The sequence below is a fragment of the Paracoccus methylovorus genome, from assembly GCF_016919705.1.
Lineage (GTDB): Bacteria > Pseudomonadota > Alphaproteobacteria > Rhodobacterales > Rhodobacteraceae > Paracoccus > Paracoccus methylovorus.
The window spans coordinates 451,480-477,838 of the sequence record NZ_CP070371.1 but is presented as its reverse complement, the minus strand read 5'-3'; the positions used below and the strand labels follow the sequence as shown (position 1 = coordinate 477,838).

Genomic DNA, 26,359 nt, shown 5'->3' with positions numbered 1-26,359 from the left:
CTATTCCTCCTCTTCCGGGGTGGCCTGACGCTCGGCCGGGTCCTTGACGCCATAGCGGTCCAGCTTGGCGCGCAGGCCCACCCGCGACACACCCAGCTCGGCCGCCGCGCGGCTTTTGTTCCAGCGATGGCGGGTCAGCGTCTCGCGCAGGATACGCATTTCGATCAGTTCGACCCGCTCTTTCAGGCTGCCGACGCCGGCAAGCACCGCCTGGGTCAGACGGCCGGCGCCATCCTCACCCGGCGGACCCTGCAGGATCGGGCGAGAGATCAGATCGGCGCCCAGAACGCTGTCTTGCGCAAGGATCAGCATCCGGGTGATCTCGTTCGACAATTCGCGCAGATTGCCGGGCCAGTCGTAACTTTCCAGAAATTCCAGCGCGGGCCCGTCAAAACCATGCACCAGCTTGCCATGACGGGCCGCCAGCTCGGCCAGCATGTGCTGGGCCAGCATGGCGATATCGCCGCGCCGAGCGCGCAGGGGCGGCACCGCAATTTCGGCCACCGCCAGAGCGTAATAGAGGTCGGCGCGAAAACGCCCTTCGGTGACCAGAGCCGCCAAATCCGTGCCGGCGCCGGCGATCAGGCGCAGATTGCTGGTCAGCGTCTCTTGCCCGCCGACCGGCGTGAAGCCGCGCCCGGACAGGATGCGCAAAAGCACAAGCTGCAATTCGGGCGTGATGGTCTCGATCCCCGACAGATACAGCGTCCCGCGATCCGCCTTTTGAATCAGGCCGATCCGGCTGGTTCCCCCGGCCACCGCCCCGCGCCGCGCGCCCAGCAGCTCGACCATGACCAGCTCATCGGGCATTCCGGTCAGATCCAGCGCGTAAAAGGGCCGGTCCGCCCTCAGCGAGGCCAGATGCATCGCCTGCGCAAGCTGCTCCTTGCCGGTGCCCTGCTCGCCCGTCAGCAGCACCGGCACATCGAAGGCCGCATAATGCCGCGCCGCATCAACCGTGGCGTTCATGGGCGAGTTGGGCGCACGCAGCACGCTGTCGAAGCCCTGCCCCTGACGCAACGCCCGCCGGCGCTTTTCCAGCCGGGTTTCGGAGGTCGAGGCAAGCCGGCGCATCTCCAGCGCCAGACGTTCATTCTCGCGCGCAAGATGGAAAAGCTGCGCCGCATTGCGCACCGCCATCAGCAACTGGTCGGGATGCCAGGGCTTGGCGATGAACTGATGGATGCCGGCAAGATTGATCGCATCGACGATGGCCGAGGGATCGGTATAGCCGGTTATCAGAAGCCGCACCGTTTCCGGCCAGCGCTCGCGCAGCCCGGTCAGGAACTCCACCCCGGTCTGGCCGGGCATCCGCTGGTCGCAGACCACTACCTGCACCCATTCCTCTTCCATCAGCCGGGCGGCGGCGGCGGCATCCGGGGCGGTCAGGATTTCAAACTCATCCTCAAGCGCCATGCGCATCGCCGAAAGCGAATGCGGCTCGTCATCCACCAGCAGGACAAAGGGGCGCGGCGTGGGCATGGCTCAGGACTTTGTCGCCAGACCGGCACGCAGCCAGTCGATCCAGGCCTGCATCCCCTCGCCGGTGCGGGCCGAAAGGCGCAGGATGTCTATGCCGGGGTTCACCCGCCGCAGGTTGGCCTCATAGACCTCGGGATCGGCATCGCAATGGGGGGCAAGGTCGATCTTGTTCAGGATGGCAAGCCTTGCGGCCGTAAACATATCAGGGTATTTCAAGGGCTTGTCTTCACCCTCGGTCACCGACAGGATCGCGACCTTGGCATCCTCGCCCAGATCAAAAGCCGCGGGGCAGACCAGATTGCCGACATTTTCGATGAACAGCAGCGAGGCCGGTTCCAGCCGCAGCGCATCCATCGCACCGCCCACCATCTGCGCATCCAGATGGCAGCCCTTGCCGGTATTGACCTGCACCGCCCGCGCGCCGGTGGCGCGGATCCGGTCGGCATCGTTCTCGGTCTGCTGGTCGCCCTCGATCACCGCCAGCGGTTGGCCTTCCAGCATCGAGATGGTCCGGCACAGCAACGTGGTCTTGCCAGAACCGGGCGATGAGACAAGGTTGACCGCAAAGGCTCGCAGCGCCGAAAGTACCCGCCGGTTGCCCGCAGCCAACCCGTCATTGCGGGCCAGAAGCGAGGTCTCGACCTCGATCAGCCGCTGCTGCGTCAGGCCCGGCACCGACAGACCCGCCGCGCCCGCGCCGTAGTCGTGATGGTGACCATGGCCCGGCGCATGGTCGTGATGATGGTGGTGGTGATCGCCGGAACCATGGTCATGCGCGTGACCATTCGCGGCATGGCTGTGCCCATGGCCATGGCTGTGATCCTGCGCGTGCTCATGGGCCAGGCCCAGCCGGTGCGCCTCGTCATGGCTGATCTCGCGCCCGTCCACCGTCACCGTGCTGCCGCAACCGCAAATCCCACACATCAGATCACCTCCATATCCCTGATCCGCATTTCGTCCCCCGTCTCGGGCATCAGCCTGCCACCGCCACAAAGGGGACAGGGCGACAGGCGGTCGTCCAATTCCACCTGTTCGGCACAGTCGAAACACATTGCCCGGCCCGGCAGGTCGATCATTTCCAGGACCGCGCCCTCGGCCGGGCTGCCGCGCATGACCACGTCAAAGGCAAAGCTCAGCGCGGCCTTTTCCACCCCGGCAAAGCGCCCGATTTCCAGCCGCATCCGGGTCACGCGGGAAAAACCGTGGCGGCGGGCCTGATCCTCTACAATGCCGCGGATCCCTTCGCAAAGCGACATCTCATGCATGGGGTCCGGCCTCCAGATGCAGAGGGATACAGGGATCAAGGATCATGGCAAGCAAAGGCGCCCGATCAGCCTTGTCTGGCGGAAGTGTCGCAAGGCTGGCCGCCAGCAGCCCGCCCGACATCAGCAGGTGATCGGTGGGCGTACGGCGCGAAAAGCGGGTCACGATGCCGCCGGCCGCGCGCAGTTCAAGCGCGCAGAAGCCACGCGAACAGGGCACCAGCGCCGCCCCTTGTGCCATCCGGCGGGGCGGCGGGAAAGCCCCGCGCGACAGGGCGTCGAGATCGACCAGCCGGGCCAGCAGATGCACCAGAGGCCCGTGACCATATGCGCCCCGCACCGCCATCAGCAGCGGATGTCCGGCATGGCGTGTGGCAAGGCTGTTCTCGACAAGGCCGTCGCCGAACGGATCCGTCATCGCCGGCAGATCGCTGACCGCCTCGCCCGGCGCGAAATGCCCCTGAACCGCCGCGACAAGGCGCGCAAGCGGCGCGGGGCCCGCGCTCCATGCGGCCAGATCACCGGGTCCGGGCAGGCCATCCTGCCCGAAAAGCGCCACCCGCAGCGCGCGCCCCCCCGCCTGCCAGCCCTGCGGCAACGCCAGGGGCGCTAGCCCAAGCTGCGGCGGCAGATGCAGGCACAGCCTGGCCAGATGGTCGCGGATCATGTCGCGGCGCAGATCGTCCAGGGGCGGCAGCGGCAGCCCAAGCGCCAGCGCCATAGCCCATTCCTGCACGGACCGGCACAGGCCGAACAGGGCGGGCAGCATCTGCCTGACCTCATCCACCCTGCGCCCCGTCATCAGCGCATCCACCGCCAGCCCCGCCTGCGCCCCCGGCGCAAGGGCAAGCCCTCCGTCGCGGGGCAAAAGGCGAAAGCTGACGGAGGCAGAGATCATTCCACGCCCCCGGATATCTCCGGATCGTCGCCCTCTGCCGGAGCAGCGGCCAGCCCGCCGGTCAGCAGCGCCCGGCGCGTGGGGCGCGGATTGGGGATCGGTGCATCCGATGCCGGTCCGGCCTCGGACGGCGGTGCAAGCTCGGCCTCGCGGGCGGCGCGAATCTCGGCGGCGCGGTCGGTCCCGTCGCGGTTTTCGGGTTTGAACAGCTCGACCATCACCGCGCGCGCGACCTCGACGGCCTGCAACTGGCTGGTGAAATCCGCCATCGGCGAGAACAGCGAACAGGCCTTGTAAGGGCCGGTCATCTCGCGGCTGTTATGGATGAATTCATATTCGCCCGAGGGAAAGGCGACCACCTCTTTCTCGCCCGCCTTCAGGGCCGACCAGTCCTGATCCTCGCCCGGCAGCCAGATCAGGTTCATGAACCAGGGCGCGATCAGCACCCCCAGAAAGCCGCCCTGCCAGGGACGAAAGGCCATCGCCTCGACATGCAGCGCCTGATTGATGATCGGCACGTCGCGCATCTTTGCGTTGAAGACCTCGCGGAAGTCGGCGACCAGCCGGGCGCAGCGCCGCTCGATCTCGGCCGCGATCCGCATCTCGTCAGAGCCGGGATCCTCGCGCACGATGAACTGTTGCTTCGGCGCGTCGCAGCCGGGACATTTCCAGTCGGCGGGCAAGGCCGCGAACGGCGTGCCGGGCAGAACCTGCCGGTATTCATCCCCCTCGGCCGGGTCATAGCTGGTCCAGCAGATCTTGCATTCCATGATCGCCTGCGGGCTGATCCGGTCATTGGCGCCCAGATAAGACCCCTCGAACCCGCCCCGTGCGGTCTCGACGCTCATCGGATCGCCCCCAGCACTTCACGAATGCGGCCCGCGCTGTCCGCCAGATCCTCGGGCGCGGCCAGCACCACCTCGGGCATGGCGGTCACCTCGAAGGTATCGAGGATCAGCACATCCATCGAGTTGAAGAACTGCACCCGCCACAGACGATCCTGCGCGGTCGCGGTGATGCGGCAATTGCCATAGCCGCGCGACAGGATGGTCACCGACCCCTCGCCCAGAGCCTGATCGAGCCAGAGCAGATCCTCTTCGGTATGCGGAATCAGGGTCAGGTTCACCACATGCAGATCACCGGGGCCACGCCAGGACAGGGATTTGTCCATCAGTTCAGCCAGCAAGGCAGGGGCGTTCACCACCCCCGGCGCGCGCGGGGCCAGGGCCCTGATCGCCGGGCGCTGCGCATGGAACGCCCGCGTCAGGGCAAGCTGCGGCACGGGCGCGACCTCGACCCGGTCGATCCCCTCGGCCTTCAGCACCCAGACCCCGGCAAAGACGCTTTCCTGCACGGCCACCGCCGGCACGCCGCGCACGCGCAGCGACACCTCGCCCTGACCCAGCGTTTCCGCCATCAGCGCCCGGTTGGCCGCATCCAGCGCGGACAGATCGAACGACACCGGCGCCGCCCCCTGGGCCACACGATCGCAGGCCGCGGCGATTTCGGCCAGCATCGCCAGCGCGGGCGCCAGAGGCGCGACATTCCCGACCTCGGGCAGATGCATGTCATAGGTGCGCATCCCGGAGGGCAGCGGCAGCCACTCCAGCCCCTCGCCATCGTCGGGCTGCGATCCGGGGCCGAAACCAACAGGGGGCAGGTGAAAATTCTGGGCCATTGTCTTTGCCTTTCAACCCGGCAGCGAGAGGATGTGGCTGGTGCGGGCGATGTAATCGTTCCAGTCGCGGATCTTCTCGATCGAGCCAAGATAAGAGGCATCGCGGAAGAACAGAAAACCCGGCGTTTTCAGCGCCCTGTGGGTTTCGCGGACCGTTGCTTCGATGGCGTCATCCACCACGGCGCAATCAAAGGCGTTCTGAAAGGCCATGCGCAGTTCCGGCAGGATCACCGCCGCGTCCACCGTCTCCAGATTGCGGGCGGGGTCGCCCGGAACGAACAGGCAATGCAGACCGGGGCGGGCGGTAAACTCTGCGACGTCATGCAGCGAATGCAGGCGTGGCCAGCCGAATTCGGCCTCCAGCCGCGCCAGCAGCGGGTGCAGGGCGCCCCCGCCGGGGCTGTGCAGAATGTCGTGGGAATGGTCATGCATGGGTCAACCCGTTTTGCGGCCTGCGGCCAGCGCCGCCTGAAGATGGGACGGAAGCGCCGGGGTGCGACCCTCGAGATCGGCAAAGGCGCCCGAAGCGTCGCCCCCCGCCATGACCGCCCGCAACCCCTGCAATGCCGCCGCGATCCGTGCGGCGCGGTCAGCGTCGATCACCTCATGCGCCGTGCCGAGGAAGGTCAGCACCCAGTCGCCGGCTTGCGCATCGGCGGTCAGGCTGAGGTCGATCAGATCGCCGCCCTCGCTTTGCCCGGCGATGCCGTCGACCTGCGCCAGCCGCATCGGGATGCCCATGCACATCAGCCGGCCCCCGGGAAAAAGCGCGCATCGCCCTCGCGGCAGGCATCAGAGGCGGCGGGGCGGCCCGTCTCATAGGCCTCGCGCCGGATCGCCGGATCCGCAAGCTGGCCCGAGGTCGCACCCTCGCCGGCCTGAACGCCCCATTCGGCCAGCTTCGCCAGCGCAATCCCGATGGCAGGGTCGATCTGCGCGGCCACTTCGGGGCGGAGCCCTCCTCCGTAATCCTCCAGTTCGACCGGCTGGCAGCCGATCAGCATCAGCTGCGCCGGGCAACGCCCCAGCAGCTGGGCGGTGGCGATCACCTCTTGAAAGCCGGTCTGGTGCAGGCTCATTTTTTTGGCGCCCAGAAAGGCCGGAACCTCTGCCCCTTCGACCAGCTTCAGCGTGCCGGGGGGCAGTCCGTAATCCACCGCGTCAAAGACGATCAGCGCATCGGCTTCTTCCAGAAAGGGCAGCAGATACAGCCCCTGCGTGCCGCCATCAAGCAGCCTCACCCGTTCGGGCAAGGCATGGCGCGCGGCCATCTCTTCGACGCAGCGCACCCCGAAGCCCTCATCGGCCCAAAGCACATTGCCGATCCCCAGAACAAGGATATTTGCAGGCGCTTCCGCTGGCATCTGCCCCCTCCCCGAAGCATTGCTGGCAGGCGGTGCGGTCATGTGCCCCACCCCTATGAGCCGAAAGTATAGCCACCAGTTCCGAAAGCAGAGACAAAAAGTCGCAACCCTCGAAATTCCTTGCAAGATGATGATGTAAAAATGAAATCCCGCCAATGCGGGCGGGATTTCTGGATATGGTGCGGCAAGTGACCTGCCGACTTGTCCTGAAACCGGAAACGATCCTTCCAGTTGCCGCCAGCCGCGTTCAGTCGGGGCGATCATCCTTGAAGGTGCGGTGCCCCGAGATCATCGTCGAGACCATCGACTGGCGCGACATGATGTCTTCGCGGATCGCCACATAGATATGGATGATCATGAAGATCACGATCCACCACATGCCGATATGGTGCAGCGTGTGCAGGCGCTGGGTGTTCTGAACAAGGTCCTGAACCCAGCCGAAGACGGCATGGAACATGCTGTCCTTGCCCGCCCCTTCGGCATAAAGCGCAAATCCGGTGACGATCATGAAAGTCAGACCGACCGTCATGAACAGAAACATCGCAAGCTGCGCCAACGGGTTGTGGCCGACATATTTCTTTGGCTCTTTTTCCAGAAAGAAATACCAGCGCAGCTCGAACAGCAGCTCTGCCCAGAACCGGCGCGAGAAGATCGGCACATAGAAAAGCTGCTTTGCATGGTGATTGCCGATCAGCGCCCAGTAGAGACGGCCGAAAAAGCCGACCGTCAGGATCATCGCGGCCGCGAAATGGGCAAAGCGGATATAGCCGAAGACAAACTGGTCATAGGCTTCGGCGATCTGCATCGAGGGCGGCGGGCTGCCGATCAGCCAGCCGGTCACGCACAGGACCATGATGCAGGCCGCGTTGATCCAGTGCCAGATGCGGACCGGCGCCTCGTAGACATAGACCGAGGTTTGCCGGCTGGCCCGATCAGGGGCGCCCAGGGGGCGACCCTCGAAGACAGGATCATCGCCGGAATGGATGTCGCTCATGGCATCACCCGGCGGCCATCAGGGCAAGGCCCGCCATGGCGATCCCGGTGCCGGTTGCCGCCTGCACCATTCTGGCCGCCGTGGCGTTCGAGATCGTGCGGGCGATGAAAATGCCGACGATATGCAGCGCCGCCGTCGAGATCAGGAAGCCAAGCATATAGCCTGCCGCATTGCCATGCGCCTCGGTCGCATGAGCATGGCCGTGGCACATGGCGAACAGGGCGATCGCGGCCAGCGAGGCAAAGGTGATCTGGTCGGATTGCCCGCGGCGCGAAAGCGCGGTCAACAGACCGAACGCCACGACCGACAGCACGATCCAGGTTTCCACCATCGGAATCGGGAGCCCGGCCCATGAAATCAACGCCCCCACGGCCATCGCGCCCATGAAGGTCGCCGCCCCCAGCCAGAAGCGATGCGGCAGGACAAAGCCCGACCACAGCCCCACCGCCAGCATCGCCAGCAGGTGATCCGGCCCAAAGATCGGATGCGAGAGCCCGGCCATGAAGCCCGAGGTCTCTCCGACCCCGGTATGGGCCAGAACGGGTGAGCCCATGAGTGCGACCAGCGTGGCCAGCGTCAGTTTTTTCATTGGATCGTCCCTTTCTCAGCGAATTTTGACGGTGGCAAGCTCGTCGCCATCCGGTGACATGACATGGGTCGAGCAGGCAAGGCAGGGGTCGAAACTGTGCAGCGTGCGCAGGATTTCGACCGGCTCGTCCGGGCGTTCCATCGGCGTGTTCATCAGGCTGGCCTCGAAGGCCCCGATATTGCCCTGACTGTCGCGGGGCGAGCCGTTCCAGGTGGTCGGCACCACGCATTGATAATTCTCGATCCGGCCATCCTTGATGCGGATCCAGTGGCCAAGCGCGCCCCGCGGCGCCTCGGTCATGCCGACACCCTTGGCCTCTTTCGGCCATGTCGAGGGGTCCCATTTCTCGACATTGGCGGTGCTTTGATCGCCATTCTTGATGTTCCGCACCATCTTGTCGAAGAAATGCCGCTGCAGGCGCCCGCAATATTCCGATTCCAGCGCCCGCGCCGCCGTGCGCCCCAAAGTCGAGAACAGCGCCTCGAAGGGCAGATCCATGGTTCTCAGTAGGCCATCGACCTGATTTTTGATATCCTCATGTCCCTTGGCATAGCCGATGATATAGCGCGCAAGCGGGCCGACCTCCATCGCGTGCCCCCGCCAGCGCGGCGCCTTGATCCAGGAATATTTTGCGGATTCATCCAGTTGTTCGATGCGGGTTTTTGTGCCCTTGTGATTCGGCCCCAGCTCGAATTTCGGATTGGTTTCCCCATCCCAAGGATGCAGGCCGCGGCCCGGCTCGCCATAGGAATACCAGGAGTGGTCGACGAATTCCTGCACCTGCTCGGGGTCGCGCGGATCGACGTCATGCACCTCGTTGAGATTGCCGTTGATGATCGCGCCGCGCGGCAAATGCAGTTGCTCGGGCGAAAAGTCATTCGGGTTCTCGGGAATGTCGCCATAGGCCATGACCGCCTGCGACGACAGCCCGCCCCCGTAAAGCCAGCTTTTGTAAAAGCCGCCGATGGCGATCACATCGGGAATATAGACGTTCTTGTTGAACTCGTCGCACAGATCAATGATCGAGGAGACGAGGTTCAGCCGCTCCATATTGATCGCGCCGACAGATCCGGTGCCGTCGATATTGATCGGGCATGGCACCCCGCCCACCAGCCAGTTCGGATGCGGGTTCTTGCCGCCAAAGATCGTATGGACCTTGACGATTTCCTTTTGCAGATCAAGCGCCTCCAGATAGTGAGTCGTCGCCATCAGATCGGCTTCGGGCGGCAGAAGATAGGCCGGATTGTCCCAATAGCCGTTCTTGAACAGCCCCAGTTGCCCGGATTCGACGAATTTCTTCAGCCGGTTCTGCACATCGCGGAAATAGCCCGGCGATGACATCGGATGCGAGGGCGAGACCATCTGCTGCAATTCGCTGGTCGCCTTGGGGTCGGCGCGCAGGGCATTGACCGGATTCACCCAGTCCAGCGCATGCAGGTGATAGAAATGCACGATATGATCGTGGATCTCCAGCGCCAGCTGCATCATGTTGCGGATCGAGTTGGCATTGTCGGGGATCATGATCCCAAGCGCATCCTCGACCGCGCGCACCGAGGTCAGCGCATGCGTGCCAGTGCAGACGCCGCAGATCCGCTCGACAAAGGCCCAGGCGTCGCGCGGGTCGCGCCCTTTCAGGATGACCTCCAGCCCGCGCCACATCGTCCCGGTCGAGACCGCGTTGCGGATGACACCCTGATCATCCACGTTGACCTCGCAGCGCATATGCCCTTCGATCCGGGTGACCGGGTCCACCACGATGCGGCGCCCGGAATTGTCGAGGGTATAGCCATTCGGCGTGTTGATCGTCATGGCCTAGGCCTCCACCTTGTCCTGGGTCTTCTTCTGCGCCCGTTTCAGCGCCGAAATCGCGGCATGGACCGCGACGGCCCCACCGACTGCACCCGCCGCGATGCCGCCCAGCTTGTCGGCATTGGCCTCGACCCCGAAGGCCTTGATATTGGTCAGCCGGTCATAGAACGAACCCTGATCCCAGAACCCGTCTTCGGAACAGCCGATGCAGCCATGGCCCGACTGGATCGGAAACGAAACGCCCTCGTTCCAGCGCACGGTCGAGCAGGCGTTATAGGTGGTCGGGCCCTTGCAGCCCATCTTGTAAAGGCAATAGCCCTTCTTGGCGTTTTCGTCGTCCCAATGCTCGACAAACTGGCCGGCGTCGAAATGCGGGCGGCGATAGCATTTGTCGTGGATGCGCTGGCTGTAGAACATCTTCGGCCGGCCCTGACGATCAAGCTCGGGCATGCGGTCGAAGGTCAGCATATAGGTGATGACGCCGGTCATCACCTCGGCGATGGGCGGGCAGCCCGGCACCTTGATGATCGGCTTGTCGAGGATGACCTTGTGGACCGGCGTCGCCCGCGTCGGGTTCGGCGCGGCCGCCTGGACGCAGCCATAGGACGCGCAAGCCCCCCATGAAATGATCGCCTTGGCGTCCCTGGCCGCATGGCGCAGCTTTTCGACAAATGGCTTGCCGCCGGTGATGCAATACATCCCGTCTTCGTTCAACGGCGGGTTTCCCTCGACGGCAAGGATATACTGGCCCTTGTATTTCTGGATGGTGTCCTTGAAGGCCGCCTCGGCGGCATGGCCGGCAGCGGCCATCAGCGTATCGTCATAGTCAAGGCTGATCATCGACAGCACGACATCCTTGGCCAGCGGATGGGCCGAGCGGATGAAGCTTTCCGAGCAGCAGGTGCATTCCAGACCATGCACCCAGATCACCGGCGTGCGGGGCTTGGTTTCCATCGCATGGGCGATTTTGGGCACGAAAGCCGGGCCAAGGCCAAGCGCCGCTGCTGTCAGCGAGCAGTATTTCATGAAACTGCGGCGGGTGATCCCCTGCCGGCGCATAACATCGTAGAAAGTCTCGATTTGCGACAAGACGTCCTCCTCCTCTCAGCCTGGCGGCCCGGCTGCGCGGACCTTCGCGTGGTCTTTCAAGGCATGCCAAGGCAGGAGGGCCCAGGGCAATGACAGAATGTCGCAGATGGAGAATTACATTTTCTTAAACATTTTCAATGCCATGAGATATTTTCAACATTGGCCGGATGGCCAGCATCCAGCCAGAGGACGCGCCTGACGGTTACAAGCTTTTCGCCGCAGCCATATGCTGCGCCGCAGCAACCAGAGCCTGACCGAAAGCAAGCCCTCCGTCATTGGCCGGTATCTGGCGATGCAGCAAGACCGGCAGACCATCCAGCGCCGCCAGACATTCGCGCAAAAAGAAAGCATTCTGAAGCACACCGCCCGACAGGGCCACCGCCTGCGCTCTGCCGCTCTGGACCAGCGCGCGGGCCGGCGCGCAGAAGGCACGCGCCAGCCCGGCATGAAAGGCCCCCGCCATTTCGCCCGGATCGCGCCCTGCCGCCAGATCGGTGGCGGCGGCGCGAAACATCGGCGCGGGGTCAATCACCCCCCCATCCCGGCAGTCAAACGGATAGGGCGAAGCAGGGCACGCCATGGCCTCCAGCCGCATCGCGGCCTCGCCCTCGTAACTCTGCGCCCCGGCAAAGCCCGCAAGCGCCGCAAAGGCATCGAACAGCCGCCCGGCCGAGGATGATTGTGGCGCATTCACCCCCGCACGGGCCGCCTGCCGCAGAAGAGCGCGGGGCGCGGCCGGGAAAAGCCGATCCGCCACGGCTGAAAGCCCCGCCTGATCCAGACGCGCCAGCGCATTGCGCCAGGGCTCTCGACTGGCGCTGTCGCCGCCCGGCAAGGGGGCGGGGGCCAGATGCGCGACGCGCTCGAACCCGGTATAATCGCCCAGCAACACCTCGCCGCCCCAGATCGCGCCTTCCGGTCCAAGGCCAAGCCCGTCCATCACGATCCCCGCCACCCTGCCGCCGTCCAGTGGCCAGAGATTATCGCCAAGACACGAGGCCAGATGCGCATGATGGTGCCAGACCCGGATCAGCGGCAGGCCCGCGCCTTCGGCCGCTATCGTGGCGCGATAGCCCGGATGCGGGTCACAGGCGGCCAGTTCGGGGGCATGGTCGAACAGGGCCGCCAGATCGCGCAGGGTGCGGTCGTATTCCAGCGCGGTCTCGGCATCGTCCAGATCGCCCAGATGCTGCGACACCATCGCCTGACCGTTCTTGGTCAGGCAGATCGCCGCCTTCATCTGACCACCAAAGGCCAGCACCCGAGGCGCTCCGTCAAACCCCGGCGGCAGGGGCAGCGTGCCCGGCACCCGCCCACGGGCGCGGCGGATCACCATTGGCGGATCGGCGCGCTCGACCCCGTCATCCAGCCGCCGCGCAATCTCGCGGTTGTGCATCAGGAAACCATCGGCAAAGCGCGCCAGCGCCTTGCGCGCCTCGTCATTGCCGGTGACCTGCGGGGCGCCCGAAAGATTGCCCGAGGTCATCACCAGCATCCCCCCGAAAGCGGCAATCAGCAGGTGATGCAGAGGCGTATAGGGCAGCATGACGCCAAGCGCGCGCATCCCCGGCGCCACATCCTCGGGCAATGTGCCCCGGGCGGGCACCAGCACCACCGGCGCCGCCGGGTCGCGCAACAATCGCCAGCAAGCCTCGGACGGCGTCGCATGGGCGCAGATCATCGCCTCGGTCCCCATCAGGGCAAAGGGCTTCGACGGCCGCCTTTTGCGCGCCCGCAACAGCGCCACGGCCCTGGCATCGGCCGCATCGCAGGCAAGGTGAAAGCCGCCCAGCCCCTTGACCGCGACGACCTGCCCCGCCTTCAGCGCCGCCACCGCCAATGCGACCGGATCGCCCGCGACCTCTTTTCCCCCGGCCTCATACCACAGGTTTGGGCCGCAGGCCGGGCAGGCGATGGGTTGCGCGTGAAAGCGACGGTCGGCGGGATCGGCATATTCGGCGGCACAATCGGGGCAAAGATCAAAGCCCGCCATCGTGGTTCGCGCCCGGTCATAGGGCAGTTCGCGCAGGATCGTATAGCGCGGCCCGCAATGGGTGCAGTTGGTAAAGGCATAGCCCTGCCGCCTACCGGGCGCAAAGACCTCAGCCCGGCATTCCGGGCAGGTCGCGGCATCGGGCGTGACCCGCGTTTCGGCGCCTGTGCCCGTGCTGGCCACGATGGAAAACCCCTCGGGCATCGCGGCAAAAACCTGTGGCACGGCCTCGATCGCGTCGATTCTGGCCAGAGGCGGCCTATCCGCGCGCAAGGCCGCGATGAAGTCGCCGCAATCCTGCGCGACCAGACGGATCAGGACCCCTTCGGCATCGTTCAGAACTTCGCCGCGCAACCCTGCCGCCCGCGCCAGCCGCCAGACAAAGGGCCGGAAGCCGACCCCCTGCACCTGCCCGCGCACCCGGATGGCGAAGCCCTGTTCCATGGTCGGCAAAGTCATGTCCGGCGGGCACTCCTTCCTCAATGCACGGTGCACACCATGCACGGATCAAAGCTGCGCACCACATGCTGCACGCTGAGCGGGGTCGTCTCGCCCGGCTGCACCACAAGCCCCTCAAGCGCCGCCTCGACCGGGCCGGGCACGCCGCCGGCGTCGCGCGGGCTGAAGTTCCAGGTGGTCGGAGCGACGATCTGATACGAGGCGATCCGCCCGCCTTCGATCCTCAGCCAATGGCCAAGCGCGCCGCGCGCGGCCTCGACCAGCCCTTCGCCGATCCCGTCGCTGATTTTCAGGGGGCCGGCCATGAAGCGGGCCTCGGGCACGATCCCGCGCGCCAGATCCTCCATCAGAACCTGACTGCGCGCCAGTTCCAGCAAACGCCCCGCCACCCGCGCCAGCACCCCGCCGCCGCCATCGCGGACCAGATCCAGCGCCAGCGGATGGCCGTCGATCACCTGCCGGGCCAGCGCGCCGGTTTCCATGGTGCGCCCGGCCAGTCTGGGGGCCTTGCACCAGCTATAGGCGGTGTCGCGCATATCCTCGTCGGGATCGGTCACGCCCTGGGCCGGATGAGCCGCAGGCCCCAGCATCCAGCTATGCGACAAATCCTCGCTGATCGCCGCGATGTCGAGAGGCTGCGCCCCGCCATCCCAGATGCCGGGGGCAAAGCCGTGGCCACCCTCCAGCGGATAGGCGCCAAAGGACAGATAGCGCCCCGAGCCGCACCCCAGATCCGCCAGATTCAGATCGGCGGCGATGCGCAGGAACAGGCCGGCATCGCCCCCTTGCCATCCCATCAGCGCCGGGACCGAGGAAAGGGCCGCGAAATCCTCGACCGCTGCCCCGAAGACCGTATCTTCCAGATAGCGGCGAAAGGCCGTCAGGCTGGCCAGAATACGCAGCCGGTCGCGTTCGGACGGGGCGCGCGTGACACCACCGGGCTGGATCGCCAGGGTATGCGGCCATTTCCCGGCCATCAGCCCAAGGACATGCATCAACCCCGCCCGCGCCTCGACCGCGCGTTTCAGGGCCGATCCCTCCATCGCCGTGAACCGGGCCACCGCCCGATCATACCAGCCCCGCGCCTGATATTGGGGTCTGGTGAAATCAGGCATGAAGAACAGGTTGAAATGCGTCAGATGGTCCGAGACATTCTCGACCGCGTGGATCAGCGCAGCCATCCGCTCTCCTTGCGGTTCGGGGACCTCGCCCACTGCCATGGCCAGAGCCCGCGCCGCCGCCGCCGACTGGCTGATCGAGCAGATACCGCAAATCCGCGGCACGATGGTCAGCGCGTCGCGCGGATCCTTGCCGGGCAGCATACGCTCGAACCCGCGATAAAGCGGCGAGTTGATCCGCGCCGCGCTGACCCGCCCCTCTGCGATGTCCAGCCGGATCTCCAGATCGCCCTCGACCCGGTTGAACGGACCGACGATCAACTGCCCCTGCCCCATCTCGCCCCCTGCCCCGCTCATCGGGGTTTTCTCAGCGTCGGCGGGGTGACGATACGATCGGCCACGGCATTCTTCGCGATCCGCTCGGGCGTGGCGGCCTTGGACAGCGAGGCCAGCGCCATGAACCAGGCCTTGGGCATATCGGTCGGCAGGCCAACCGGAATGCCGGCGATCTTGGGCGTGGCGGTGAACAGGTGGCGCGGCTCTTCGAATTCCGGCGCGGTGCAGTTGATGCAGGGATATCCGCCGCGCGTGCAACTGCCCTGACCATTCCAGGGCCGGATATTGCAATCGCCCACCGCCTGTGTGCCGATACAGCCCAGATGCTCCATCATGCAGCCCATTTCCGACAATGCGCGCGCACTGGCCTTGTATTCGTAGAACTCGTTCTTCGGGCAGGCATGATGGACCAGATGATCGGCATAGAACCGGGGCCGGCCAAGCGCATCCAGATCCGAGGCCCCCAGCCTGCCCGCCACCAGCATCAAAAGCGTCTCGGTCACCCAATCGGGATGGGTCGGGCAGCCGGCGATATTGATGACCGGCAGGCCGGCACGGGCGCGGAACGTCGCCGGCAGGGCGCCGCCCGGATGGGCGCCGTCATATTGCACCCCCACCGCATCCGAGGGGTTGCCCCCTGCCGTGGTCACGCCGCCATAGGTCGCACAGGTGCCCACCGCCACCACATGGGCCGCCAGCGGCGCCAGATCCCGCAACCAGTCCAGCAACGGACGCCCGGTGCCCGACAGGATCTGATAGCGTCCGGTGCCACGCGGCCCGCGCGCGATCGCGCCCTCGACGCAGAGAATATCCAGCGGCACCTCGCCCGAAACAAGGCCGGCCAGAATCCCGCGCACCTCGGTGCCGCTTTCAAGGCTCAGCGCCGGATGCCACAGGAAGGTCAGCCCCGCCCCGGCAAGCAGGTCAAAGACATTCGGCCCCTCGGCACATAGCAGCGACATGGTACAGCCACCGCAACCGGCGCTTTGCAGCCACAGAATGTTCATGCGCCATCTCCTGCCAGCGGCAGTTCCAGCCGAAACAGCGCGCCACCACCGGAGGCGGGGCTGTAACTCAGCCTGCCGCCATGATCCTCGGCGATCTTGAGGCTGATCGACAGGCCAAGCCCGGTGCCTTTCCCCACGGGTTTCGTGGTGAAGAACGGGTCAAAGATCATCGCGGCCGTCGCCTCGTCGATGCCCGGACCGTTGTCGTGGATGTCCAGCACGCCACGGCCTTCCTCGCGCATGATCCGCAAGGCGATCTGCGGGGCTGCGGTTTCCGAAACCGCATCCAGCGCGTTCTGCACCAGATTCATCACCACCTGCTGAATATGGCCCGTATGCCCCAGAACCATCACCGGCCCTTCGGCATGGATCTCGGGCACGGTGCTGTGGCCGGCCCCGCGCATGATCCAGAAGGCGGCGGTGCGGGCGATCTCGACCAGGTCGAAGGCCGCCATCTCTCCGCCCCCGTCCGAGGACAGGCGGCGCAGATCCTCGACGATATCGCGCACTCTTTCGGCCCCCTCGCGGGCGCCCTGCACCGCCTCGCGCAGGTTGCGCAACTCGCGGTCCAGCCGCAATTCCTCCCGCAGGCGGACCAGTTCATCCCTGTCTGCCCCGGCCTGAACCCGCTCGAAATAGGTCTCAAACTTGGCGGCATAGCGTTCCAGCGCATGGGCATTGGCATAGACAAAGCTGATCGGATTGTTCAGCTCATGCGCCACCCCGGCCAGCAAACGCCCCAATGAGGCCAGCTTCTCGCCATGGACCAGCTGCGCCTGAGCGGCCTTCATCTCGGCATGGCTGCGTTCAAGCTGGGCATAGGCGCGGCGCAATTCCCCCACCGGACGCCCCGTCAGCACCAGCCCCTCGATCCGGCCGCGATCATCGAGGCGCGGCGACAGGACCGCCTCGACCGGGGCCGGCTCACGCGAACTCACAAGCGAAAGCTCCATCCGCCCCGGCGCCCGCGTGCGCGCAATCTCCGCAATCAGGGCCGAAAGACCCGCGCGATCCTCTTCGCGCACCAGATCCGCCACGCTCCGGCCGACCAGGGCCGCGACAGGCAGCCCGGTGCAGACACAGGTCGAGGCATTGACCTCATCCACCCGCCCGTCGCGATCCAGCACGATCAGCACATCGGAAACCGAGGTGATGACCGAGGACAGGAACTGACGCAGCGCCTCAAGCTCGCGGTTCTGGGCCTCAAGCCGCTCCTGATGTTCGATCAGCTCGGCATAGGTGCGATCCACCGCAATCAGCACATCGGACCAGGCCGCATCCGTCAGCGCAGCACCCGCCCTGTCGTCCTTTGCGTCCATTGCCCGTGGCATCTGCAATCCTCTTCCCCTCCTTGCGCATCTTTCCATCCTGCATGTCAAGCCTGGTAGTATCCCAAGCCTATGCTGCACCCGGGCGACGGACTACGACTTATCTGCGCTCGCTGGCCTTCTCGCGGACGCATCAAGCGTCAGGAACCCATCAATTCAATGAAGTGGGGTCATCAATTACCCGTCGACGACTTCCATCACGTCAATGTGACCCCGCCGATCTTGCGACGTGGTTTCCGCGCGACTGCTTCCGATATGCTTCCGGAGCGTTTTGGGCTCAAATGCGAAAGGCCTCCCGAAGGAGGCCTAATGCACTGATATCTATCAGGATTTCTGGTTGCGGGGACAGGATTTGAACCTGTGACCTTCAGGTTATGAGTCGTGTCAAACCAAACACGATCAGGCGCGACGAATCGCGTTTTCTTTCGCATATCCTGCCAGTTGCGAGATAGGGCCACAAGCCCAAACTGCGCGCGGATTGTCAGGATTGCGCAGCGGTTTTTCCCCTCGTGCTTCCACCATGCTTCCATTGGGTGGCGGAATGATTTTCCGGTAGCACGTCCATCATCCGTCCATCCGCGACCAGAAGCCGGTCTTCTTGCCATGCTCGGTCTTCAGGCGCGCGGCATAGGCAGGGTGCGGCTCGACCAGTCCGAAGTCCTCGATCCGTCCGGCCAGGTCGGCACAGGTTGCCAAATGCTGGGCGGCATAGCCATAACGCTTCTGCCTCCCTTGGATCAGCGTGAAATCGATCATCGCCCGAAGCGCCACCGTCGCGGCGAGCGGATGCTTCTCGGCCAATGTCTCTGCCGCCGGGGCGAGGAATTCGTAGTGATCGCCGTCGACCTCGTCCTGCCGGTCGATCAGCATTCGCGCGGCGTGGCCAAGCGATGGCCAATTCAGAAAGAAGGCCAGTGCAGCCAGCAGGTCGGGATGGCCAGCAGCATGCGCCATCGCGCGTTCCTCGGCCTCGATGTCGTCGAAATCCGGCAGACGCTTCAGATAGGCCCGCAGATGCTCGCCCGACAGGTCGCGCTCGAAACACGCCCAGCGGAATGCCTGCGCCTCGTCTTTCCGGTCGAGCGCCTCCAGCACGGCAAGTCGGGCGTCCTGCCACTCGGGCGGGATCCAGCGCGCCTTGTCCACCTCAGCCCGCTCGATGAAACCAAGCGCGTCCCCTGCCCTGCCCGCCGCCAGCAAGCGCTGCGCGATCTCGGCCGCGATCTTTGGCACCTTGCGGGTCTTCGGGTCGTACTGGGCGATGAAGCCATCGACGTCGCCCTGCACGTCGGCGATGTCCTTCAGCGCCATCTCGACCGTACTCTGCCGCGCGCGTTCCTCCATCTCGTGGGCGTAGCGCGTGCCGCCGCTGCCCCAGCCGACAGCCTGCCATTCGCTCTTTGGCGGCACCGGCACCGGCGTGCGGCCGAGTTCCTCGACCAGTGTCTTCAGATGCGCGACGCCCTCGGGGCCCAGCGCCGGGGCAATCATGGCAATCAAACCATCATACTGACCAAAGCCGTTGTCCTGCAGCGCGTCGAGAACCTGCCGCGCCAGCGCCTCCGGCGCCGCACCCGCCGCCTTCGCCACCTCGCCCAGATCGGCGCAGGCCTGATGGAAGATGTCGATGACGGTGCCGCTGCTGTCGTCGCAGCGTTCGAACACCGGCGTGGCCAGTCCCATGAACCGCCACAGAAGCGCCAGCGCCTCACCCGGATCATGCGGGGCGATCTGTTCCATGATGGCGCTACGCTGGGTCTGAAGATCCTTCACCAGCGGCTTGCGGTTCTGCCAGTTCACGAAGGTCCGGGCCTTCGCGATGCTGGTCAGCCGCTTGGTGATCTCCCGCGCCGCTTCCCTCGGCCCTTCCGCCCCGGCGAGAGCCAGCCGCAGCTGGCGCTTGGCTGCGGCATCGCCGGTGCTGATCTCGATCAGCAGCTGCGCCAGACGCTCAGCGCCGAGCGTCTCCAGGTTCTTTGCATTGAGGGTGGATTTCGATGCCATCGGGATTCCGTTTCTTTTCGCGGACCTTAGCAGCGCTGTCGAAAGACCGGAACCTGCGTTCTGATTCGTGCGGACCATCCTTTCCGCCCACGACTGCAATTCAGCCCCTGCGTGGCATTACGTGGATTTTCCTTTTTACACGCAATATCAATGTGTTCGTTGACTAGCCTTCCGCATTGCGCACTGTGGAAGCCAAAGAACCCGGAAGCCGATCTCCCATGCCCAAACTGACAAAGCGCATCGTCGACGCCGCAGAAGCCCAAGCCGCCGAATACTTCGTCTGGGACAACGACATCCCCGGCTTCGGACTTCGGGTGCTGCCAAGCGGGAGAAAAGGCTACGTCGTGCAATACCGCGCGGGCCGCCGGTCGCGGCGGATCAGCCTCGGGCCGGCGACGGTGCTGACCTGCGAGCAGGCGCGTAACCGCGCCATCTCCATAGTCGCCGCAGCGCGCAATGGCGAGGACCCCGCCGCCGAGCGCGATGCAGGGCGCAAAACGATCACCGTGCGCGAACTGGCCGAGCGGTTCGACCGCGAACACATCGCCATCCGCGTGAAGGCCAGCACCGCCGGTGAATATCGCCGCAACCTGCGCCGCTTCATCCTGCCTGCACTTGGACAGCTGACGGTCACGGGGATCACCCGGGCGGATGTGGCGAAGTTCCACCACGACCTGCGCCACATCCCCTATCAGGCGAACCGCTGCCTCGAGGTGGTCTCGAAGATGTTCGGTTACGCCGAGATGTGGGGCCTGCGTCCGGACGGCACCAACCCGCGCAAGCACATCCGCAAGTATCCGGAGGAAAAACGCGAGCGCTTCCTCAGCGCGGCGGAGCTGCGTCGCATCGGCGAGGTGCTGCGCGAGATGGAAACGGAGGGCATCGAGCTGACCTCGGCCATCCTCGCCGCGCGGCTGCTGATCCTGACCGGCTGCCGGTTGAACGAGATCATGACCCTGCAATGGGACCATGTCGATCTGGAGGGCCGCGCCCTGCGCCTGCCCGACAGCAAGACCGGCGCCAAGATCGTTCATCTCGGCCAGCCGGTGGTGGAGCTGCTGCGGGACGCCCCGCGCATCAAGGGCAACCCATGGGTGATCCCCGGCACCCTGCCCGGCAAGCGGCTGAGCGACCTGCAGCCCTTCTGGCAGCGCGTCCGCGCCCGCGCCGGGGTCAAGGACGTCCGCATCCACGACCTGCGCCACACCTTCGCCTCGACGGCCGTCGCCGCCGGTCAGGGCCTGCCGATGATCGGCAAGCTGCTCGGCCACACGCAGGCCCAGACCACCGCCCGCTACGCCCATCTCGCCGCCGAGCCGGTGAAGATGGCCGCCGATGCGGTGGCGCAGAACTTGCGACAATCCTTGGGATAGTTGAGCTCGGGCTCGAAGGATCACGCTATGCGACACAGTCCTGACCGAGGGCGGCGGGATTGATCCGGAGGGGTGATTCCCATCGTCGCGCGACTGACCGGGCCGGCGGGAGCATGGACGCTCGCGCTCGTCTGGACGAACTGAAAGATCCGCGCGCGACGTGCACTGTCTCGTGCTCGTGGTCGTCTCCCGGCGTTTCCGGGCTCCCTTGTTCAGGACCGAGCTCGACGGTCCGGGCAACAGCACGACCGCGACCCGGATCGCGCTGTCTCGCGCATTTCCCGGTCTCGACGCTCCAGCTTCTGGTCACGGATCGCGAGTTCGTCGGGACCGAGTGCGTAAAGTTCCTGAATAATGGCATTATCAAGTTCGCGATCCGCCTGCACGAGGACCGTTTCGCCAAAGGCGAAACCCAGTTCGACCGGGTCACTATCGAGGACGGCTGCGATCTGACGCTCTTCGCCTGGCGCACCACGCTCATGCTGGACCTATCCTGGAAGCAGCATGCCACCTGCCAGGAAAAGGTGTCAGCAATTGGCTTGCTTTTTGCCATTCTCGGCGCCGTGGGGTAGGATGCGAGAATTTCAAGCTTTCGGAGATTTGGCATGACCTGGGTTCGATCCAACCAAGCTGGGCCGTCTGCTCGCCCGACTGACACCGCAAGAGCTTCGACAGGCCGGGAAGGGCGAGGCGCGAGAGCGGGCGAAGGCCACGCGGCGATTTTCGCTGCCCTGCGGCCCATCATGGCTCGCAACGTCGTGCACTGCACGGACGGCCACGCATCATACGAACGGATCGCCAAGTGCGAATGTAGCTACCCAAATGGAACCACCACCGGGATGCCCGGGACGCATCCGAACTGTCTGGATGGAAAATGAAGATTGAGAGCCGGCAAAACTCATCAGATTGCTTGCCTCCCCGAGCGATTGATATTTTTCCCCCGCAATGGGGTCGGAAATATTATAGCCCATACGTTGACCTAATGCTAACACAAACAAGGGAAGGCAAGATAGAGTTTGCCGCCAGCTCGAATTTCATCCTCGTCCTCCTGACGCCGCAGGCACGGAGGAAAACCATGCTGAGCTCATCTCGCCGTCAGGAATATTCCGCATCTCCGGGCACGGTGGAATTGGTGCCAGCCGGAGAAAACTACACAGCAGAATGGTCGGAGCCGAAAGAGAACATACTTCTTTCTGTCACGCCTGAGAAATTGAACAACCTGAGCATCAGGGAATACGATCTTGAATTATCAGATCCCCCATTGTTCAAGGTTGGAGATGTGGATCCAATTGCACACAAAATAGCCATGTTGCTAAGGAATGGAATCATCAATGACGGGGATAATCATCTTTACCTGGAGTCCCTCAGCATGGCATTGCTTTCCCACCTCATCAGACGAATGACCAATGCCGACAACCGAGTGGATCACAACCCGAAGCGAGGCGGACTGGCATCACATATTCGGCGCAGGGTTGTCGAGCATATACACGAAAACATCCATCGCAGGATAACGATCAGTGAACTTTCCGACATATCCGGTATGTCTTGCGGGCATTTTTCGCGTAGTTTCGGCGTGGAGATGGGTGTGTCCCCGCATCAATACGTTATGAAACTGAGGGCCGAGCGTGCAATGTCATCTATTGCCAATACAGATTCGCACATCTCGCAGATAGCGAACGCGCATGGCTTCTCTAGCCAGTCTCACATGATGGTTGTCATGAAGAAATTTTTCGGCACAACACCGGGAGAGTTGAGGCGGAAGCGATAACGACGCCCTGCATATGAGATCATAACTTCATAATTGTGAAATAGCATGAACGACATTCATGGCACGATCAATGGTCCTGAGGTCTTCACTCATGTCCGCATTATTCTTGGTATGGTGTTAGGGCTCAGTGTTAGTCGTTTAATCACGGGGATGACACGTTTCATACAACACCCTGGCCGAGAGAGGATATACCTTCCACACTTCACATGGGCCTTGTTTCTTGTCTTGTTCATCATCCACTTCTGGTGGTTCGAATTCGCGCTCGCTCATCGCCAGGACTGGTCATTCAACATATATATCTTCCTGATATTTTATGCCTTCTTGTTCGTCGCGATGTCGGCCGTCATCCTTCCAGATAAGATGGATGAGTATCTTGGCTTTGAGGACTATTTCAAGAAGCGTCGGCGTAGTTTTTATATCCTGTTGCTGATGTTACTGACAGTTGACGTTGTCGACACCTTGATCAAAGGCGGCGATTATTATTACCACCGATACGGTTGGTATTATCCAATCAGGCAAGCAATCCTGATCGCCGGCACCTTAGCTGCACTGGCATGGAGATCAGACCGCTATCATGCCATTTTCGCCGTATTTGCCATCATATTCGAGGCAATTTGGATTGTTAGCCTGTTCGAGACGATTGGCTGATCGTCAGGTGAAGGTCAATTTCTGCTGCCGAAGTACTCCAACCTCAGGTTCCCTAACGTACCGTCTTCCTGAAGGTCCAGAAGCTCCAGTGTAGTCGGTGTCGTCAGGTTGCTTTCATGCGGGAAGGCAAAGCCGTATTTGTCCGGATGAAACAAGTTGCCGACCACCGCCAGGTTATCCTTCTGATGTGTAAGGACATAATGTTCAAGGATGGGCGCGTCTCCCACCACCGCGTCCAGTCGCCCCTCGCGCAGTGCGACAACCGAAGCATCGATATTGACGTATGAACGCGTGGCGATACCCATATCACGCATATATTGCTCAGCAACGCTGCCGGAAAGGACACCAACCGTGTTGCCGGGCAGGTCCGACAGCGCGGAGATGCCTTGGGTCAGTGACACGGTGGTCATGACGCTCGTCACCGAAGAAGTAATATAGGCGATGACCGCGACGCCGACGATAAGCCAGAGAGCCTGCCAGATGCGCCCGACCCAGCCGAACAGGTTCTTGCGCGCAGTTCGTCCCGAGGTGATAATCAACATCACCTGATAGAAACTTTCCGCGATGGATTCACGCCATCGTCTGGGATGATCCGGATCAAATCGCCGATCAAAAAGTGACAGGCCAACAGTAGCGATCAGGATCATTGACAGTAGAAATATGTAGGCGCGGAGGTGGCCGGCATTCTGAAGCCCGTTCAGCATGCCTCGAAACCCGCCCCCCCCCTGACTGGGCACCATGATCCTTAACCCGGCATCATACCACGGCTGGGTGAATGCGATGAGCTCGGCACGTTCACGGGTAATGGTCAGATTGGTAACGGCCGCATCCACCTCGCCACTGGCCGTGGCACGGACCAGTGAGCCGAAGGTTGGATAAGTGGCATAGCGAAAAGCCAGATCCATCCGGTCGGCAACAGTTTCCCAGAGATCGATTGCCATGCCGGAATAGTTGCCATCGTCGTGTTCCTCGACGAAAGGTGGGCTGACATAGACTCCGACCACCAATTCTTCCGGCGGCGCATCCTGCGCGTCGCTGCGCGCCGCAAGTAATGCCAGAAGCAGTGACATCACGACAGGCATCGATATACGCGTCAACCGGCTATCCTCCTCGAGGTCATGAGATCCATCGTGGTCGCCGGGGTCGCTGTGAGCAGTTCCGGGTATCGAAGGACCTGCAAGCAGCCGCCGACAACCATAACTCAGATTTGGTGGTGATCTGTTGGTGGCAGTTCCATTCTGATACGCGTGCGATTGGTTGCGATGAGAAGTCGTGGCCAGAGAAACCGGGGGATTTCCCAAAGCGCGCATGTCATGGCTTCAGCTCGGCATCGACCTCCTCTTCGATCAGCGTGCAGTGCAGCGCGACGGGCATGGACTGAATGACATCGTCAAGTGGGCCGTCAATGAAATCGCAACTTATGAGATTGTCGTCGCCGCTGATGCGAGCAGTGAAAACATTGACATTGACATTAGGTCGGCCCTCTATCCATTCGAGGTCACTTTCGCCAACCTGATTGCCGCTGATCTTAGCGATTCCCGGCGAAGCCGGCACCTGCACGGTCTCCGTGCCAAGGTCAAATCGCCCGACATCATCAGAGAATTCCTTACCTTTTTCAGAAGGATCGCCATAGTAGGAGGCTGATACGACAACCTCCTCATGCAGCGCGGTCAGACGTTCCTCTGCCTTGGTCGAGAAGATCAGATCGACCGTGAAACCGAATGGAGAATCTGCACTATCGTCGAAGCTGACCTGGTCGGCGAAGCAGGTCGCAAGATTATGTGGCGCCCCCAGATCTTCGGCCCATTTTATGACTTGTGGGACTTCGGAAGCTTCGGCAATGCCGCCCCACACATCCTTGAACTGCTTCTTGCCACCAACCTCTTGGAAAAAGAACATTCCCATATCAGCAGTGGGAATGGATGCGTTCACAGCGCTCCAGTGACCGCTTCCCAGGAACGATTCAACCTCGACATCTGAGGGTTTGAAACGCTCGGATGGCTTCAGATCCTTGGAAAAGGCGTCGACGATCAGGTGGGCATATTCTCTGGCGCGCTTATCGGTCAGATTGGTGTCGATACCCGCGCAGGGATCAACCCCCTCAGCCAGGGCAGGTGCGGCGGTTGCGGCAAGGACTATCACGATGCTTGTGAAACAGGCCGTCATTCTCACTGTATACACTCCCAAGCTGTTAATCGGCGAACGGAACGGGACAGGTCATATCGCCCTCTTCGCATTCCAGATACTGTCGCAGTTCATATGCGCGCTTCTGCGTCAGGTCGGCCAGGCACAGATCGTGCGCCATGGGATAGGCGCTGCCACCGGCTGTTGCCGAAGCGGCGAAGGCGCATTCCGCATCGCGAAACGTGATCCAGGCGCGCTGTGAATCGCGCAGAAGATGCCGCGCGTCCACGTCATCAGCCAGTCGCTGTCTGATTTCATGGAAATACTTGTTCAAATCCGCGTCGGATTTCTCATAGGCTTGCGCCGCGCAGCGGTTCATTGAAGCCTGGTCCACCGCCTTATCCATGCACTGATCCGCCTGCGCGGCAGACAGGGATAACGTGCAGAATATCGCTGCCAGGACGATATGTTTCATAGACGTCTCCATATTCTTAGTGACAGCATTCCTCGCATCTCCGGCAAGAGAAATATTAACCCAAGTGATAACCTATAAAACCAGATTAATCGCGATAACGTTAGAGGCTCGCCTCTGCGCAAGCGAGCCTGCGGGTTCTTTGGGGGCCTTCTCCAAGCGGCTTGTCGTGCCTGCCTTGACCGGCCAGGCGTTATGTCCGCTGGAAGACCATTCCGCAATTCTTGGCGGCCGAAACCTGCTCGATCGCCTGCATCTGACCACGCAGTTGTGCAACCTCCGATGTGGTCTGGTCATTCCCGTGAACGAACAGAAGTGCCGGCCAGAACACCACCAGCCCCGCCGCCATAGCAACTTCGTCGCGGGTTTGATGGCGGCGCTGGACATTCGCCGCATCATGCGCGCGATTCGAGACAGTGATAGCCTCGGATGCCAGTTGCTGGCAGGACATGTTCTGATAGGTTGCAGCCGAAGTATAGCCCGCACGAATATTGTCAGGGTTCTCGGCACATGCCGCAAGGGTGCAAGCGACGCCAATAGCGGATAGCATTTTGAGCTTCATCG

At 63.2% G+C, this 26,359-nt stretch carries 26 protein-coding genes; 4 read left to right on the top strand and 22 right to left on the bottom strand.

Going from position 1 to position 26,359, the window contains the following annotated elements; genetic code table 11:
• The 18 genes from JWJ88_RS15505 to JWJ88_RS15420 form a co-directional block, all read right to left on the bottom strand.
• Entirely contained in the window at positions 1–1,482 is a 1,482-nt protein-coding gene (locus JWJ88_RS15505; RefSeq protein WP_011749377.1) for a sigma-54-dependent transcriptional regulator, read from the bottom strand.
• Positions 1,483–1,485: 3 nt separating this feature from the next.
• The gene (gene hypB / locus JWJ88_RS15500) at positions 1,486–2,406 is read right to left on the bottom strand and encodes a hydrogenase nickel incorporation protein HypB (protein ID WP_011749376.1); all 921 of its coding nucleotides are present in this window, start codon (positions 2,404–2,406) and stop codon (positions 1,486–1,488) included.
• Complete coding sequence (hypA, locus tag JWJ88_RS15495; RefSeq protein WP_011749375.1) at positions 2,406–2,747, bottom strand: hydrogenase maturation nickel metallochaperone HypA; 342 nt, start codon at positions 2,745–2,747, stop codon at positions 2,406–2,408. The genes hypB and hypA overlap by 1 nt, the downstream gene beginning before the upstream one ends.
• Positions 2,740–3,642: a hypothetical protein gene (locus JWJ88_RS15490; protein ID WP_011749374.1), complete on the bottom strand. Its 903-nt coding sequence runs from the start codon at positions 3,640–3,642 to the stop codon at positions 2,740–2,742. The genes hypA and JWJ88_RS15490 overlap by 8 nt, the downstream gene beginning before the upstream one ends.
• Positions 3,639–4,490: a [NiFe]-hydrogenase assembly chaperone HybE gene (gene hybE / locus JWJ88_RS15485; protein WP_011749373.1), complete on the bottom strand. Its 852-nt coding sequence runs from the start codon at positions 4,488–4,490 to the stop codon at positions 3,639–3,641. The genes JWJ88_RS15490 and hybE overlap by 4 nt, the downstream gene beginning before the upstream one ends.
• A complete protein-coding gene (locus JWJ88_RS15480; protein WP_205296620.1) occupies positions 4,487–5,320 on the bottom strand; it encodes a hydrogenase expression/formation protein in 834 nt (277 codons plus the stop codon). The genes hybE and JWJ88_RS15480 overlap by 4 nt, the downstream gene beginning before the upstream one ends.
• 12 nt (positions 5,321–5,332) lie before the next feature.
• Positions 5,333–5,752 carry a thioredoxin domain-containing protein gene (locus JWJ88_RS15475; RefSeq protein WP_104494085.1) on the bottom strand — a complete coding sequence of 140 codons (420 nt, stop codon included), beginning with the start codon at positions 5,750–5,752 and terminating at the stop codon, positions 5,333–5,335.
• A gap of 3 nt (positions 5,753–5,755) precedes the next feature.
• Positions 5,756–6,067 (bottom strand): HypC/HybG/HupF family hydrogenase formation chaperone, encoded by a 312-nt coding sequence (locus JWJ88_RS15470; protein ID WP_011749370.1) that lies wholly within the window; start codon positions 6,065–6,067, stop codon positions 5,756–5,758.
• Entirely contained in the window at positions 6,067–6,684 is a 618-nt protein-coding gene (locus JWJ88_RS15465; protein WP_028714008.1) for a HyaD/HybD family hydrogenase maturation endopeptidase, read from the bottom strand. Before JWJ88_RS15465 ends, JWJ88_RS15470 begins: the two co-directional genes overlap by 1 nt.
• A 247-nt stretch (positions 6,685–6,931) precedes the next feature.
• On the bottom strand, positions 6,932–7,678 hold the full coding sequence (gene cybH, locus JWJ88_RS15460) for a Ni/Fe-hydrogenase, b-type cytochrome subunit (protein ID WP_152367893.1): 747 nt from the start codon (positions 7,676–7,678) through the stop codon (positions 6,932–6,934).
• 4 nt (positions 7,679–7,682) lie between these two features.
• A complete protein-coding gene (locus JWJ88_RS15455; protein WP_205296619.1) occupies positions 7,683–8,267 on the bottom strand; it encodes a HupE/UreJ family protein in 585 nt (194 codons plus the stop codon).
• A 15-nt stretch (positions 8,268–8,282) separates the two neighbouring features.
• Positions 8,283–10,076 carry a nickel-dependent hydrogenase large subunit gene (locus tag JWJ88_RS15450; protein ID WP_205296618.1) on the bottom strand — a complete coding sequence of 598 codons (1,794 nt, stop codon included), beginning with the start codon at positions 10,074–10,076 and terminating at the stop codon, positions 8,283–8,285.
• Positions 10,077–10,079: 3 nt separating this feature from the next.
• Entirely contained in the window at positions 10,080–11,165 is a 1,086-nt protein-coding gene (locus JWJ88_RS15445; protein WP_011749365.1) for a hydrogenase small subunit, read from the bottom strand.
• A gap of 202 nt (positions 11,166–11,367) precedes the next feature.
• Positions 11,368–13,617: a carbamoyltransferase HypF gene (hypF, locus tag JWJ88_RS15440; RefSeq protein WP_011749364.1), complete on the bottom strand. Its 2,250-nt coding sequence runs from the start codon at positions 13,615–13,617 to the stop codon at positions 11,368–11,370.
• Positions 13,618–13,637: 20 nt separating this feature from the next.
• Positions 13,638–15,071, bottom strand: a complete 1,434-nt coding sequence (locus JWJ88_RS15435; RefSeq protein ID WP_011749363.1) for a nickel-dependent hydrogenase large subunit — start codon at positions 15,069–15,071, stop codon at positions 13,638–13,640.
• A 17-nt stretch (positions 15,072–15,088) separates the two neighbouring features.
• Positions 15,089–16,078, bottom strand: coding sequence for an NADH-quinone oxidoreductase subunit B family protein (locus JWJ88_RS15430; RefSeq protein ID WP_011749362.1), 990 nt, complete (start codon positions 16,076–16,078; stop codon positions 15,089–15,091).
• Complete coding sequence (locus JWJ88_RS15425) at positions 16,075–17,409, bottom strand: PAS domain-containing sensor histidine kinase (protein WP_011749361.1); 1,335 nt, start codon at positions 17,407–17,409, stop codon at positions 16,075–16,077. The genes JWJ88_RS15430 and JWJ88_RS15425 overlap by 4 nt, the downstream gene beginning before the upstream one ends.
• A gap of 561 nt (positions 17,410–17,970) precedes the next feature.
• Positions 17,971–19,410 carry a DUF6880 family protein gene (locus tag JWJ88_RS15420; protein WP_024844881.1) on the bottom strand — a complete coding sequence of 480 codons (1,440 nt, stop codon included), beginning with the start codon at positions 19,408–19,410 and terminating at the stop codon, positions 17,971–17,973.
• A 218-nt stretch (positions 19,411–19,628) separates the two neighbouring features.
• Between JWJ88_RS15420 and JWJ88_RS15415 the strand changes: the two genes are divergently transcribed.
• From JWJ88_RS15415 to JWJ88_RS15400, 4 genes are all read left to right on the top strand, one after another.
• Positions 19,629–20,783, top strand: coding sequence for a tyrosine-type recombinase/integrase (locus tag JWJ88_RS15415; protein WP_011749359.1), 1,155 nt, complete (start codon positions 19,629–19,631; stop codon positions 20,781–20,783).
• Between the two features lie 113 nt (positions 20,784–20,896).
• Positions 20,897–21,355: a hypothetical protein gene (locus JWJ88_RS15410; protein ID WP_024844882.1), complete on the top strand. Its 459-nt coding sequence runs from the start codon at positions 20,897–20,899 to the stop codon at positions 21,353–21,355.
• Positions 21,356–21,657: 302 nt separating this feature from the next.
• Positions 21,658–22,551 (top strand): helix-turn-helix domain-containing protein, encoded by an 894-nt coding sequence (locus JWJ88_RS15405; protein WP_011749357.1) that lies wholly within the window; start codon positions 21,658–21,660, stop codon positions 22,549–22,551.
• A gap of 45 nt (positions 22,552–22,596) precedes the next feature.
• Positions 22,597–23,199, top strand: coding sequence for a hypothetical protein (locus JWJ88_RS15400; protein ID WP_205296617.1), 603 nt, complete (start codon positions 22,597–22,599; stop codon positions 23,197–23,199).
• A gap of 14 nt (positions 23,200–23,213) precedes the next feature.
• Here JWJ88_RS15400 and JWJ88_RS15395 read toward each other — a convergent pair whose 3' ends face one another.
• The 4 genes from JWJ88_RS15395 to JWJ88_RS15380 all read right to left on the bottom strand — a co-directional run bounded on the left by JWJ88_RS15395 (position 23,214) and on the right by JWJ88_RS15380 (position 26,357).
• Positions 23,214–24,269: a transporter substrate-binding domain-containing protein gene (locus JWJ88_RS15395; protein WP_197025569.1), complete on the bottom strand. Its 1,056-nt coding sequence runs from the start codon at positions 24,267–24,269 to the stop codon at positions 23,214–23,216.
• 241 nt (positions 24,270–24,510) lie between these two features.
• Complete coding sequence (locus tag JWJ88_RS15390; RefSeq protein WP_011749354.1) at positions 24,511–25,371, bottom strand: hypothetical protein; 861 nt, start codon at positions 25,369–25,371, stop codon at positions 24,511–24,513.
• Positions 25,372–25,390: 19 nt separating this feature from the next.
• Positions 25,391–25,798 carry a lysozyme inhibitor LprI family protein gene (locus JWJ88_RS15385; protein ID WP_011749353.1) on the bottom strand — a complete coding sequence of 136 codons (408 nt, stop codon included), beginning with the start codon at positions 25,796–25,798 and terminating at the stop codon, positions 25,391–25,393.
• Between the two features lie 190 nt (positions 25,799–25,988).
• On the bottom strand, positions 25,989–26,357 hold the full coding sequence (locus JWJ88_RS15380; protein WP_011749352.1) for a hypothetical protein: 369 nt from the start codon (positions 26,355–26,357) through the stop codon (positions 25,989–25,991).
• Between the last annotated feature and the right edge of the window lie 2 nt (positions 26,358–26,359).

Coding starts and splice junctions, on each gene's coding strand:
- JWJ88_RS15410 (WP_024844882.1), top strand. CDS start 20,897: ATGGACGCTCGCGCTCGTCTGGACGAACTGAAAGATCCGCGCGCGACG.
- JWJ88_RS15430 (WP_011749362.1), bottom strand. CDS start 16,078: ATGAACATTCTGTGGCTGCAAAGCGCCGGTTGCGGTGGCTGTACCATG.
- JWJ88_RS15435 (WP_011749363.1), bottom strand. CDS start 15,071: ATGGGGCAGGGGCAGTTGATCGTCGGTCCGTTCAACCGGGTCGAGGGC.
- JWJ88_RS15385 (WP_011749353.1), bottom strand. CDS start 25,798: ATGAAACATATCGTCCTGGCAGCGATATTCTGCACGTTATCCCTGTCT.
- hypA (WP_011749375.1), bottom strand. CDS start 2,747: ATGCATGAGATGTCGCTTTGCGAAGGGATCCGCGGCATTGTAGAGGAT.
- JWJ88_RS15420 (WP_024844881.1), bottom strand. CDS start 19,410: ATGGCATCGAAATCCACCCTCAATGCAAAGAACCTGGAGACGCTCGGC.
- JWJ88_RS15470 (WP_011749370.1), bottom strand. CDS start 6,067: ATGTGCATGGGCATCCCGATGCGGCTGGCGCAGGTCGACGGCATCGCC.
- JWJ88_RS15475 (WP_104494085.1), bottom strand. CDS start 5,752: ATGCATGACCATTCCCACGACATTCTGCACAGCCCCGGCGGGGGCGCC.
- JWJ88_RS15480 (WP_205296620.1), bottom strand. CDS start 5,320: ATGGCCCAGAATTTTCACCTGCCCCCTGTTGGTTTCGGCCCCGGATCG.
- hypB (WP_011749376.1), bottom strand. CDS start 2,406: ATGTGTGGGATTTGCGGTTGCGGCAGCACGGTGACGGTGGACGGGCGC.
- JWJ88_RS15425 (WP_011749361.1), bottom strand. CDS start 17,409: ATGCCACGGGCAATGGACGCAAAGGACGACAGGGCGGGTGCTGCGCTG.
- hypF (WP_011749364.1), bottom strand. CDS start 13,617: ATGACTTTGCCGACCATGGAACAGGGCTTCGCCATCCGGGTGCGCGGG.
- JWJ88_RS15380 (WP_011749352.1), bottom strand. CDS start 26,357: ATGAAGCTCAAAATGCTATCCGCTATTGGCGTCGCTTGCACCCTTGCG.
- JWJ88_RS15505 (WP_011749377.1), bottom strand. CDS start 1,482: ATGCCCACGCCGCGCCCCTTTGTCCTGCTGGTGGATGACGAGCCGCAT.
- JWJ88_RS15490 (WP_011749374.1), bottom strand. CDS start 3,642: ATGATCTCTGCCTCCGTCAGCTTTCGCCTTTTGCCCCGCGACGGAGGG.
- JWJ88_RS15395 (WP_197025569.1), bottom strand. CDS start 24,269: ATGTCACTGCTTCTGGCATTACTTGCGGCGCGCAGCGACGCGCAGGAT.
- JWJ88_RS15415 (WP_011749359.1), top strand. CDS start 19,629: ATGCCCAAACTGACAAAGCGCATCGTCGACGCCGCAGAAGCCCAAGCC.
- cybH (WP_152367893.1), bottom strand. CDS start 7,678: ATGAGCGACATCCATTCCGGCGATGATCCTGTCTTCGAGGGTCGCCCC.
- hybE (WP_011749373.1), bottom strand. CDS start 4,490: ATGAGCGTCGAGACCGCACGGGGCGGGTTCGAGGGGTCTTATCTGGGC.
- JWJ88_RS15405 (WP_011749357.1), top strand. CDS start 21,658: ATGAAGATTGAGAGCCGGCAAAACTCATCAGATTGCTTGCCTCCCCGA.
- JWJ88_RS15400 (WP_205296617.1), top strand. CDS start 22,597: ATGAACGACATTCATGGCACGATCAATGGTCCTGAGGTCTTCACTCAT.
- JWJ88_RS15450 (WP_205296618.1), bottom strand. CDS start 10,076: ATGACGATCAACACGCCGAATGGCTATACCCTCGACAATTCCGGGCGC.
- JWJ88_RS15455 (WP_205296619.1), bottom strand. CDS start 8,267: ATGAAAAAACTGACGCTGGCCACGCTGGTCGCACTCATGGGCTCACCC.
- JWJ88_RS15465 (WP_028714008.1), bottom strand. CDS start 6,684: ATGCCAGCGGAAGCGCCTGCAAATATCCTTGTTCTGGGGATCGGCAAT.